This window comes from Sphingobium sp. AntQ-1 (assembly GCF_028538045.1).
Classification (GTDB): domain Bacteria; phylum Pseudomonadota; class Alphaproteobacteria; order Sphingomonadales; family Sphingomonadaceae; genus Sphingobium; species Sphingobium cupriresistens.
This window is the reverse complement of the sequence record NZ_CP117158.1, coordinates 2,650,121-2,662,039: the sequence shown is the minus strand read 5'-3', so window position 1 is coordinate 2,662,039 and position 11,919 is coordinate 2,650,121. Positions and strand designations below refer to the sequence as shown.

At 63.6% G+C, this 11,919-nt stretch carries 7 protein-coding genes; 2 read left to right on the top strand and 5 right to left on the bottom strand.

What is annotated here, in order from left to right:
* The first annotated feature begins 142 nt into the window (after positions 1-142).
* Complete coding sequence (locus tag sphantq_RS13325) at positions 143-892, top strand: ParA family protein (RefSeq protein ID WP_272798716.1); 750 nt, start codon at positions 143-145, stop codon at positions 890-892.
* 7 nt (positions 893-899) lie between these two features.
* On the opposite strand, the gene sphantq_RS13320 is transcribed toward sphantq_RS13325, so the two are convergent.
* Positions 900-3,191 carry a putative bifunctional diguanylate cyclase/phosphodiesterase gene (locus tag sphantq_RS13320; RefSeq protein WP_336314455.1) on the bottom strand — a complete coding sequence of 764 codons (2,292 nt, stop codon included), beginning with the start codon at positions 3,189-3,191 and terminating at the stop codon, positions 900-902.
* A gap of 140 nt (positions 3,192-3,331) precedes the next feature.
* Positions 3,332-5,068, bottom strand: coding sequence for a fatty acyl-AMP ligase (locus tag sphantq_RS13315; RefSeq protein WP_272800234.1), 1,737 nt, complete (start codon positions 5,066-5,068; stop codon positions 3,332-3,334).
* Positions 5,069-5,254: 186 nt separating this feature from the next.
* Here sphantq_RS13315 and sphantq_RS13310 point away from each other — a divergent pair, with 186 nt between their 5' ends.
* Positions 5,255-5,782 carry a regulatory protein RecX gene (locus tag sphantq_RS13310; protein ID WP_066604913.1) on the top strand — a complete coding sequence of 176 codons (528 nt, stop codon included), beginning with the start codon at positions 5,255-5,257 and terminating at the stop codon, positions 5,780-5,782.
* A gap of 493 nt (positions 5,783-6,275) precedes the next feature.
* Here sphantq_RS13310 and lpdA read toward each other — a convergent pair whose 3' ends face one another.
* From lpdA to sphantq_RS13295, 3 genes are all read right to left on the bottom strand, one after another.
* Positions 6,276-7,676 (bottom strand): dihydrolipoyl dehydrogenase, encoded by a 1,401-nt coding sequence (gene lpdA / locus sphantq_RS13305; RefSeq protein ID WP_066600309.1) that lies wholly within the window; start codon positions 7,674-7,676, stop codon positions 6,276-6,278.
* A 116-nt stretch (positions 7,677-7,792) separates the two neighbouring features.
* Positions 7,793-9,052, bottom strand: a complete 1,260-nt coding sequence (odhB, locus tag sphantq_RS13300) for a 2-oxoglutarate dehydrogenase complex dihydrolipoyllysine-residue succinyltransferase (protein ID WP_129927171.1) — start codon at positions 9,050-9,052, stop codon at positions 7,793-7,795.
* Positions 9,053-9,060: 8 nt separating this feature from the next.
* Positions 9,061-11,856, bottom strand: a complete 2,796-nt coding sequence (locus tag sphantq_RS13295; RefSeq protein ID WP_272798714.1) for a 2-oxoglutarate dehydrogenase E1 component — start codon at positions 11,854-11,856, stop codon at positions 9,061-9,063.
* Positions 11,857-11,919: the final 63 nt, after the last annotated feature.

Below are 11,919 nucleotides of genomic sequence, written 5' to 3'. Positions count from 1 at the left end.
TTTCTATATCGAAACGAAATGTCATCGTGAAAATGCCGTACTACTGTCCATGTCGCTGTCTCATATCGCTGCGTCACGCCGCCGTAACAAAGCCATGATCTGAGCGCTTGCTTTGATGGCGGGAAGCCGTAGCTTCTCGCTCATGGCAAAGGAACCGACATTGGCGACCATCGCCGTCTACTGTCTGAAAGGCGGCGTGGGCAAAACCACCTTCGCGATCAACCTGGCCTGGGCGTCCGCCTCCATCTCCAAGCGGCGCACCCTGCTATGGGATCTGGACCCGCAGGCGGCGTCGAGTTGGCTCTTGTCCACCGATATGGAAAGCCGCGACGCGGCGCAGGCGATCTTCAGCAAGGATGTGGACGTCCGCAAGCTGATTCAGCCCTCGACCGTGCCGGGGCTGGACCTGATCGCCGCCGACACGTCGCTGCGCAGCCTCGATCATCTCTTCCGCGAAATGGACAAGAAGAAGCGGCTGGCCAAGCTGATCGAGAGCCTGGGGCGCGACTATGACCGCATCATCCTCGATTGCCCGCCCGGCCTCACCGAAACCAGCGAGCAGGTGCTGCGCGCCGCCGACCTGATCGTCATCCCTGTCATCCCCTCCCCCCTGTCGCAGCGGGCGATGGGCGAGGTCGCCCGCTATCTGGTCCAGCGCGGCGGCAACCATGCGCCGATCCTGCCGGTCTATTCCATGGTCGATCGCCGCCGCAGCCTGCACCGAACGGCGCTGGACAGCCAGCCGGACTGGCCCGCCATCCCGATGGCCAGCACGATCGAGCAGATGACGGTGCGCCGCAAGCCGCTAGGCGCTTTCGCCCCGACTTCGCCGCCGGCACAGGCCTTCGCCTCGCTGTGGACGATGGTCGAGCGGCAATTGCAGGCCGGCTAGAGCGGCGTCAGCCGATGGCGACACGCTGGGGTTTCGGAAACAGGCGCGCCGCGTCCTGCGGCAGCATCGGCCGGCCGAAATAATAGCCCTGCACCTTCTTGCAGCCCAGCCGCCGGACCATCTGCAATTCCGCTTCGGTTTCCACGCCTTCGGCCGTGGTGCTCATGCCCAGGCTGTCGGCCAGCGTCACCACGGCCCGGATGATGGCCAGGCTTTCGGCGGTATTCTTGGACGCGCCAACGACGAAGCTGCGATCGATCTTGATCGTGTTGAACCGGGTACGGCTCAGATAGCCCAGCGAGGAATAGCCGGTGCCGAAATCGTCGAGCGAGAGCTGGATACCCAGGCTGAGCAATTGGTCGAGCACCTTGAGCGCGCCCGCATCCTCGTTCATGAACACGCTTTCAGTGACCTCCAGCTCCAGCCGGCGGGCGTCCAGCCCACTCTGCGCCAGCGCGGACACCACCGCGGCGACGAAGCTGGGATGAGTCAGCTGTTCGGCCGAGACGTTGACGGCGATGCGGATATCGTCCGGCCAGGTCACCGCCTCCATGCAGGCGGTCCGCAGCACCCACTCGCCGATCGGCGCGATCAGCCGCGCTTCTTCCGCCACCGGCACGAATTTGACCGGTGAGATAGCCCCCAGTTGCGGATGCGTCCACCGCACCAACGCCTCGAACCCCAATACGGCGCCATGTTCGGCATCGACCACGGGCTGGTACAGGACATGCAACTGGTCCTTTTCCAACGCCTCGCGCAGCGCCAGTTCCAGCTGACGCCTCTCTTCCGCCTGCGCGTGGAGCCGCGGCTCATAGGCGCAATGCACGCCGCCGCCCTCGTCCTTGGCGCGATAGAGGGCGAGGTCGGCGCTGCGGATCAACGCTTCGGAATCGCGGCCGTCCATTGGCGACAGCGCCGATCCGACCGATGCGCCGACATGCAGCATATGCTGGCCGACTTGATAGGGCATCGACAATGCGCCAATGATCGCCGACGACAGGCGGGGAATGGCGGCGCTATCGGCGACATGCGGGATGATCACCGCAAATTCGTCGCCGCCGATCCGGCCGCAGAATATGTCCGCAACACAGACCTGCCGCAGCCGCCGCGCCACCTGGCTCAACAGCTTGTCGCCGGTCTGATGGCCCAGCGTGTCGTTGATCGATTTGAACCGGTCGAGATCGATCATCAGGAACCCACAGCCGGGCGAGCGCCCTTTCGAAGCGTCCATCGCCTGGTCCAGCACTTCGCGCAGGTGGCTGCGGTTGGGCAGGCCGGTGAGCGGGTCGAAGCGGGCGAGCTGCGCGATCTTGTCGGCCGATTCGCGCTGCGCCGTCACGTCCGATCCGACACCGCGAAAACCTTGGAAAATGCCATTTTCGTCATGACGGGGCGACGCCGACAGCTCCCACCAGCGCCATTGCCCCTGTATCTCGACTGGCAGGACCAGATTGCTGAAACTCTCACGCCGCTTGAGATGGTCGGCCAGGCTGTGCAGGCCAGCGGCGAATCGGCCGTCATCCCAGCCGCTACCGGCCAATATCTGCACCAGCGGCGCGCCCTCCAGCTGGCCCGGCTCCATGCCCATCGTCTCGGCGAAGCGGCTGGACACGCCATTGATCCGGCGCAGCGCGTCGGTCTGCCACAGCCAGTCGGACCCGCCTCCCTCATATTCGCGCAGCAACAGGCTGACGACCTCGCTCTTTTCCGCCAATTGCACGGTGGTGCTGTGCTGACGGGCGAAGGTGCGGGCGTAGATGAAGCAGCCGCACAGCAGCGACAGCGCATAGCTGGTCGCCAGCGCCCTTAGCGGCAACTGGCCGCCTTCGTCGAACATGGCGAACAGGCCGAGGATGCAGGGCAGAAGATAGGCGGTGGCGGACAACGGCGTCGCCGCATAGCTGATCGCGCCGCAGACCATGATGCAACTGATGAGCGTCCACAGCGCCACTAGTTCTTCGGTCTGCCCGGATTGGGACACCAGCACCATGCAGGCCGCCCAGACCAGCCCGTGCAGCAATCCGCCCAGCGCATGGCGGCGCAGGTCGGCCGGTGACAGGCCGATATCGTTGGCGCGCCGCTGTCGGTCGAGCAGCAGAGTAATGCTGGTCGCGGCGATCAGCGCCAGGCTCCATCCGCCGAGCAGGAACGGTGAACAGCAATGGGAAAAGACCTGCCACAGGAACAGCATCCCGCAAATATTCATGCCATGGCGCAGTATGGCGACGCTGTCGGCGGATCGCAGCTGGGCTTCCAGCACGCGGATCCCGCCATCCTCCAGGATGGTACAAAGACCCATGATCGCGCGCAGCGATGCGCGTTCCTGGCGGTCCGGTTCTTCGGCTTGTTCCTGCTTGCTACCCACGGGACTGGGTTAGCAGTCATGGGTTATCAATCAGTAACCTTGGCCTTGAAGGATGTTACGATCTGACCGGGGCGTCAGGCGGCGATGTCGTAGGGCCGAATTTCGCCGGTCAGATAGAGGTTGCGCGCCTTCGACCGGCTCAACTTGCCCGAACTGGTGCGCGGCAAGGTGCGCGGCGGCACCAGTTCCACGACGCAGTTCATGCCGGTGATGGCGCGGACCCGTTCGCGGATCTGGTCGCGCAGGCGCGAACGCTCTTCATTGTCCGACGTGCGACAATGGACCAGCACGGCGGGCGCTTCCTCGCCGCCTGGGGTGGTGATGGCGAAGGCTGCGATGTCGCCCTGCTTGAAGCCGGGCAGTTGCTCCACCGCCCATTCGATATCCTGGGGCCAATGATTCTTGCCGTTGATGATGATCATGTCCTTGGCGCGACCAACGATGTAGAGATAACCATCGGACAGATAGCCCATGTCGCCGGTGTCGAGCCAGACGCGGCCAGATGCATCGGAGGCCATGCACGCCTTGGTCGCGACTTCATCGCGGAAATAGCCGACCATCAGCGACGGGCCGGTGGTCCACACCTTGCCGATCTGGCGCTCGTTCATCAGGCCGCCATCCTCGTCGCGGATTTCCACGACCATGTCCTTGGCCGGCTTGCCGCAATTGACGATCGAGCGGAAACGCTGGGGACGCCCCTCGGTCGCGTGACCGCCCGACAGGTCGGTTTCCTCGACCAGTTCGACGATGATCCCCTCGCCCGGCGGCATGATGGTGACGGCCAGTGTCGCTTCGGCGAGGCCATAGCTGGGCAGGAAAGCCTTGGGGCTGAACCCTGCATCGGCGAAGGCGTCCACGAAGCTCTGCATCACGTCGGGGCGAATCATGTCCGCGCCATTGCCGGCCAGGCGCCAGCGGGACAGGTCGAACCGATCCTCCGCCTTGGTCTGGCTGGAAATGCGGCGGGCGCAGATGTCATAGCCGAAGGTCGGCGAATAGCTGATCGATGTGCCGTCATTCCGGCTGATGAGGTCGAGCCAGGCCAGCGGACGGCGGGCGAAATCCTCGGTCTTCATATAATCGGTCGATACCTGGTTGGCGACGACCGACAGGAAGCAGCCGACCAGCCCCATGTCATGATACCAGGGCAGCCAGCTGATGCAGCGATCGCTGTCCTGCACCTGCATCCCGTGGCTGTGCGCCGACAGGTTGGACAGGAGCGCATGATGCGTCACCGCGACGCCATGGGGGAAGCGGGTCGAGCCGCTGCTATATTGGAGATAGGCGACGTCTTCCGGCTGCGCCTCCGGCAGAGCGGCGGGGACGGCGTCGCGGGCGATGAAATCTTCGAACGCGATGCTTTCGACATTCTTCTGGCGGCCGGATTCGCCCGCCATCTCTTCCAGCTCCTTGGGGAAGAGGAACAGCATCGGATCGCAGCTGGACAGCTGGACATTCAGCTGGTCGATATAGCTGTCCTTGCCGCCGAAGCTGGTCGGCAGCGGCAGCGGCACCGGCCAGGCACCGGCATAGATGATGCCAAAGAAGAGCATGGCGAAGTCCGCGCCGGTTTCGGCGACCAGAGCGACGCGGTCGGCCGGTTTCACGCCATGGCCGATCAGGCGATGGGCGCAGGCCAGCGCGTCGGCGCGCAATTCGCTGAACGGATAGGGCCGCGCCAGATTGCCGCGCGCATCATGAAAATTGAGCCCGCGCTTGCCCTGCGCCGCATAGTCCAGCGCTGCGCCCAGCGTCCCGAAATCGGAGAAGCGGCGCGGCAGATCGTCGGTGGTCGGCGTCGGTGCCATCATCTCTTGCGAACCCGTCATATTGGTTGACCCAATGTCTTGAAAATCTTGAAACCGGGGCCGCTAGCAGCTTTGACCGCCATTTGCACCGGATATTGCATTCCAATATGCACTCATAGCCGACAAGGCGCGGTGAAATTCCGGCCCGACTGTGGCATAAAGATGGCGCATGTCGCATGTTGCATCATGATGACCGGCAAACGCCTCCCCCCACCGCTTGATGAAAGCGCGCTGCGCGACATGGCGCTGCGCCATGTCGCCCGCTTCGCCACCAGCCGGGGAAAGCTGCTCGCCTATCTCAAGCGCAAGATCAAGGAGCGCGGATGGGGCGGCGAGGCGCCAGCGGACCCCGACGGGCTGGCGGACCGCTTCGTGGATCTGGGCTATATCGATGATGCGGGCTATGCGGTGATGAAGAGCGGGGCGCTGGCCCGGCGCGGTTATGGCGCAAGGCGCATCGGCGAGGAATTGCGCGCGGCGGGGATCGGCGAAGAGGATCGCGAACAGGCGGACGCGCAGATTGCGTCCGAAGCCTGGGCGGCGGCGGACCGCTTCGCCCGGCGCAAACGGATCGGCCCCTATGCGACCGGGCCGATCGACCCCAAGCAGCGGGAGAAGGCGATCGCGGCGTTTTTGCGCGCGGGCCATGCCTATGCGGTGGCGCGGCGCTGGGTCGATGCGCCGCCGGGGGAGCCGATGGCGGCGGAAGACGAATAGGCCCAAGGTCATGGCTGGGTCATGACCGGGTCACCCGTGCGAAGTTCACACCGTAGATGGAATGATTTTGCGGGCGCAAGACAGGGCGAAGCGTCGGCTATGCACCCGCGAAGCGCCAGCGACGCGCCCACGGCTTCCCGGCCGTCGACCATTTGGGTCATGCCAACGCACCGCCGACGCATCAGCGACGCGCCTGCCGGGTCACGGGTCGGGCGGGGTCGGTGCTGAAAGCATCGACCAACAAGTCGTACCGCGCCTTCCCTGCCCGATAATCCTCCATCCTACCAAAACAATCCGAAAACTCCTCCCCAATACGCCCACCATATCAGCAGACGCATATAGAAACCTTTGCCGTCACCATTTTCATATGCGATTCCCCTGCCTTGAAAGGGAAGGTTTGCATCCGCAGCCGATTGTTTGCGCGCCCTTTCCTTAAAGAAAAGGCCCCCGCAATACGGAGGCCCCTTCCTTCAAAGCTTGGTCCGCCGCGCGATCACATATGGATCGGCTTGCCGGTCACGGCCATCGCCGCTTCCTTGATCGCCTCGCTATGCGTGGGATGCGCATGGCAGGTATAGGCGATGTCTTCGCTCGACGCGCCGAATTCCATCGCTTGCGCCGCCTGCGCGATCATCGTGCCTGCGGGCACGGCGATGATCCACACGCCTAGCACCTTGTCGGTTTCGGCGTCGGCGATGATCTTCACGAAACCGTCCGGCTCATGATTGGTCTTGGCGCGGCTGTTAGCCATCATCGGGAATTTGCCGACCTTGATCGCGCCCTTTTCCTTGGCGGCCTCTTCGGTCAGGCCCACGCCCGCGATTTCCGGCTTGGTATAGACGACCGACGGGATGATGGCATGGTTCACAATGCCGGTCAGGCCCGCGATATTCTCGGCCACCGCAATGCCTTCGTCCTCGGCCTTGTGCGCCAGCATCGGACCGGGGATGACGTCGCCGATCGCCCACACGCCGGGCGCCTTGGTCGCGAAATCATGATCCGTCTCGATCTGGCTGCGCGCGTTCAGCTCCAGGCCGATCTTGTCGAGGCCCAGCCCTTCGGTATTGGGACGACGGCCGATCGACACGAGGACGACATCCGCCTCGATCGTCTCCGCGTCGCCACCGGCGGCCGGCTCGACGGTCAGGGTCACACCCTTCTTGCCGACTTGCGCGCCCGTCACCTTCGTACCGAGCTTGTACTCGAAGCCCTGCTTCTTGAAGATCTTGTTAGCTTCCTTGCGGATTTCGCCGTCCATGCCGGGCAGGATCTGGTCGAGATATTCGACCACGGTCACCTTGGCGCCCAGGCGCTTCCAGACCGAACCCAGTTCCAGGCCGATGACGCCGCCGCCAACCACGACCAGATGACCCGGCACCTTGTCCAGTTCCAGCGCGCCGGTGGAATCCACGATCTTGCCGCCTGCGTTATCAACTTCAACGCCGGGCAGCGGCGTGACCGACGATCCGGTGGCGATGACGATATTCTTCGCCGTCACCTTCTCGCCGTTGATCTCGACGCTGTTCGCGCCAGTGAAGCTGGCCAGACCCTTGAGCCAGGTCACCTTGTTCTTCTTGAACAGAAATTCGATGCCGCCGGTCAGGCCCTTGACCGCGTCGATGCGCTGGCCCTGCAGGGTGGGCAGGTCCAGGCTCATCTTGTCGATCTTGACGCCCAGTTTGGCGAGCGCGCCATTGGCCGCCTCGTCATAGAGTTCCGATGCGTGCAGCATCGCCTTGGACGGGATACAGCCCACATTGAGGCAGGTGCCGCCCAGCGTCTCGCGGCTTTCGGCGCAGGCGGTCTTGAGGCCCAGCTGCGCCGCGCGGATCGCCGCGACATAGCCGCCGGGGCCAGCGCCGATTACCAGGACGTCGTAGTCGAAGTCAGCCATAACAATCTCCGTTCGCCCTGAGCCTGTCGAAGGGCATTACTTCTTCTTTTGTCCTTCGGGAAGGACGGGGCTTCGACAGGCTCAGCCCGAACGGATAGGATGTCTGGTCGCGACCTTTACAGGTCGATCAGCAGGCGGGTTGGGTCTTCGATCGCGTTCTTGACCGCGACGAGGAAGGTGACCGCTTCGCGACCATCGACCATGCGATGGTCGTAGCTGAGCGCCAGATACATCATTGGACGGATCACAATCTGACCGTCACGAACGACCGGGCGGTCCTCGATGCGGTGCAGGCCAAGAACCCCCGACTGGGGCGGGTTGATGATCGGGCTGGACAGCAGCGAGCCGAACACGCCGCCATTGGAGATGGTGAAGGTGCCGCCCTTCATATCTTCCATCGTCAGCTTGCCTTCCTTGGCCTTCTTGCCAAAGCCGCCGATGGTCTTTTCGATGTCCGCGACGCTCAGCGATTCGGCGTTGCGGATGACCGGAACCACCAGGCCGGTGGGCGCCGACACCGCGACCGAGATGTCGCAGAAATTATTATAGACGATCTCGTCGCCCTCGATCTGCGCATTGACGCCCGGAATGTCGCGCAGCGCCATGCAGACGGCCTTGGTGAAAAAGCCCATGAAGCCCAGACGGACGCCATGCTTCTTCTCGAACAGATCCTTATACTTGGCCCGCGCCTCGATGATGTTGGTCATGTCGACGTCGTTGTAGGTGGTCAGCAGCGCGGCGGTGTTCTGCGCTTCCTTCAGCCGCTTGGCGACCGTCTGGCGCAGGCGGGTCATCTTCACCCGTTCCTGTGCGCGGCTGGGACCAGCGGCAGGCGCTTCGGCGGCGGAAGCAGCGGCAGCAGCCGCACCGGCGGCGGCCTTGGCGGTGCCGGCGGCGGCGGCGGCGGTGACGTCGTCCTTGGTCAGGCGACCGTCCTTGCCGGTGCCCTTGATCTTGCTGGGGTCAAGGCCATGTTCCAGCACAAGGCGGCGGACCGCCGGCGACAGGGTCAGGTTGCCACCCTCTTCATCATCCGAAGCAGCGGGCGCCGGCGCAGAAGCGGCCGGGGCCGGGGCGGCGGCTTCCGCCTTCGCGGCGGGCGCAGCGGCGGCAGGCGCCGGAGCAGCGGCAACCGAACCGCCTTCGTTCACATAGGCCAGCAGCGCGCCGACCTCAACCGTGTCGCCTTCCTTGGCGATGATGTCGCCCATGACGCCGGCCACGGTCGAGGGCACATCGACCGCGACCTTGTCGGTTTCGAGGGACACGATCGGCTCGTCGACCTTGACGGCTTCACCGGGCTTCTTGAGCCACTGGCCCACGGTTGCTTCGGTAACGGATTCGCCCAGAGTGGGGACTTTGACTTCGGTAGCCATGAGCTTGATCAGCCTTTCTTCTGGCGACGGATTTCGGTGCGGACGCTGTGACCCAGCGCATCGGCGACGAGTGCGCCCTGTTCGGACACATGACGCGACGCCAGACCCGTCGCGGGCGAGGCGGACGCCTTGCGGCCGGCATAACGGGCGCGCTTGGGCGCCTTGCCAGCCTTGACCAGGGCTTCCTCGATATAGGGTTCGACGAAGAACCATGCGCCATTGTTGCGCGGCTCCTCCTGACACCACACGATATCTTCCAAATTGGTCATACGCTCGATGCGCGTGGCCAATGCGTCGGTCGCGAACGGATAGATTTGTTCGATGCGAACGATCTGCACATCTTTGTCCCCGGCGGCGTCGCGCGCTTCCATCAGGTCGTAGAACACCTTGCCGGAACACAGGACCAGGCGCTTGGTATCCTTGTCCGCCGACCCATTGGGATCGGACAGGATGCGCTTGAACTGGGTTTCGCCCAGGAAATCCTCCGCCTTGCTGACCGCCAGCTTGTGCCGGAGCAGCGACTTGGGCGCCATGATGATGAGCGGCTTGCGGAAGGGCCGCAGCATCTGGCGACGCAGCGCGTGGAAATAGTTCGCCGGGGTCGTGATGTTGGCGACCTGGATATTGCCTTCCGCACATAGTTGCAGGAAGCGTTCCAGACGCGCCGAACTATGTTCCGGCCCCTGCCCTTCATAGCCGTGCGGCAACAGGCAGACGAGGCCGTTGGAGCGCAGCCACTTGGTTTCGGACGAAGCGATATACTGGTCGAAGATGATCTGCGCGCCATTGGCGAAATCGCCGAACTGCGCTTCCCACAGCACCAGGCTCTTCGGGTCGGCCAGCGCGAAACCATATTCGAAGCCCAGCACGCCATATTCGGACAGCGGCGAATCCAGCACCTCGAACCGGCCATGCGGCACGGTCGACAGCGGGATATATTTATTCTCGCTGTCCTGATCGGTCCAGACCGCGTGACGCTGGCTGAACGTGCCGCGTCCAGAATCCTGACCCGACAGGCGGACGCCATAGCCTTCGGACAGGAGCGAGCCGAAAGCCAAAGCCTCGCCAGTCGCCCAGTCGAAATTCTCGCCGGACTTGAACATCTCCGCCTTGGCCGCGAGCACGCGGGTCAGCGTCTTGTGGACGTTCAGCCCTTCGGGAACGGTGGTCAGCGTCTTGCCCAGGCTGTCGAACAGCTTGGTGCTGATCGCCGAATCCACGCTTTGGCGCGATGTTTCGGCGTCGGCCGGCTTGTGCAGCCCCGACCAGCGGCCGGCGAACCAGTCGGCCTTGTTGGCCTTGTAGCTCTTGGCCGCCTCGAACTCTTCCTCCAGATGATTGACGAAATCGCCCGTCACCTTGCTGACATAGTCGTCATCGACCACGCCTTCGCTCTTCAACCGCGCCGAATAGACGTCGCTGACCGGCGGATGCTGGCGGATTTCCTTGTACATCAGGGGCTGAGTGAAGCCCGGCTCGTCGCCTTCATTATGACCGAAGCGGCGATAGCACCACATGTCGATCACGATGTCGCGGTGGAAGGTCTGGCGATATTCCATCGCCAGCTTGCACGCGAAGGTCACGGCTTCGGGATCGTCGCCATTGACGTGCAGGATCGGCGCCTGAACCCCCTTCGCCACGTCGGACGGATAGGGCGAGCCGCGCGAGAATTGCGGGCTGGTGGTGAAGCCGATCTGGTTGTTGATGATGAAGTGGACGCAGCCGCCGGTATTGTAACCATGCACGCCGGAGAAGCCGAGGCATTCCCACACGATGCCCTGACCCGCGAACGCCGCGTCGCCGTGTATCAGCACGGGCAATACCTGCTCATGCTTGCCCAGGTCATCGCGGAAGGTCTGCTGCGCGCGCACCTTGCCCAACACCACCGGGTCGACGGTTTCGAGGTGCGAGGGGTTCGGCACCAGCGACATATGGACCTTGACGCCATCGAACTCGCGATCGGTCGAGGTGCCGAGGTGATATTTCACGTCGCCCGAACCGCCGACATCTTCGGGATTGGCGGTGCCACCCGAAAATTCGTGGAAGATGACGCGGAAGCCCTTGGCCATCACATTGGCCAGCACGTTGAGTCGGCCGCGATGGGCCATGCCGAACACGATCTCGCGAACCCCGGACTGGCCACCATATTTAATGACCGCTTCCAGCGCAGGGATCATGGATTCGCCGCCGTCCAGGCCGAAACGCTTGGTGCCGACATATTTGCGGCCCAGGAACTTCTCATATTGCTCGCCCTGGATGACCTTCGCCAGGATCGCTTTCTTGCCTTCGGGCGTGAACTGGATTTCCTTGTCCTTGCCCTCCAGCCGGTCCTGCAGGAAGCGGCGCTCCTCCACATCCGCGATGTGCATATATTCCAGGCCGACATTGCCGCAATAATTGGCGCGCAGGATCGCGACGATCTCCGCCACGGTCGCATATTGCAGGCCCAGCGTGCCGCCCAGATAGATTTTTTTCGCGGGGTCGGTCAGGCCGTGATATTCCGGCGTCAAATCAGCTGGCAGATCACGCTTGGTCAGGCCCAGCGGATCGAGATTGGCGGCCAGATGCCCGCGCACCCGATAGGTGCGAATCAGCATCTGCGCGCGAATGGCGTCATCGGCGGCGGCGACGGCGTCGGCATCCGACACGGCCTTGCCGGCGGACTTGGCGGCGACCTTCACGGCGACCTGCATCTGCGTGGGGTCCATCGCCCCGGTCAGATCGTCGGTATCGCTCAGCGGCCAGTTGTCGCGCTGCCAGCTTGGCCCGCGCTCAAACTCGAATTCCTGGTTCTCGTAACCCATGTTCCTACGTCCCATCCCAGCCGCGTGCAGTCGCGGATGCGGGAAAATAGCGGCCAAGGTGCA

What these genes read in the sequence shown, in the direction of transcription:
- sphantq_RS13325 (WP_272798716.1), top strand. Translation starts at nt 143, where the DNA reads ATGGCAAAGGAACCGACATTGGCGACCATCGCCGTCTACTGTCTGAAA.
- sphantq_RS13320 (WP_336314455.1), bottom strand. Translation starts at nt 3,191, where the DNA reads ATGGGTCTTTGTACCATCCTGGAGGATGGCGGGATCCGCGTGCTGGAA.
- sphantq_RS13315 (WP_272800234.1), bottom strand. Translation starts at nt 5,068, where the DNA reads ATGATGGCACCGACGCCGACCACCGACGATCTGCCGCGCCGCTTCTCC.
- sphantq_RS13310 (WP_066604913.1), top strand. Translation starts at nt 5,255, where the DNA reads ATGACCGGCAAACGCCTCCCCCCACCGCTTGATGAAAGCGCGCTGCGC.
- lpdA (WP_066600309.1), bottom strand. Translation starts at nt 7,676, where the DNA reads ATGGCTGACTTCGACTACGACGTCCTGGTAATCGGCGCTGGCCCCGGC.
- odhB (WP_129927171.1), bottom strand. Translation starts at nt 9,052, where the DNA reads ATGGCTACCGAAGTCAAAGTCCCCACTCTGGGCGAATCCGTTACCGAA.
- sphantq_RS13295 (WP_272798714.1), bottom strand. Translation starts at nt 11,856, where the DNA reads ATGGGTTACGAGAACCAGGAATTCGAGTTTGAGCGCGGGCCAAGCTGG.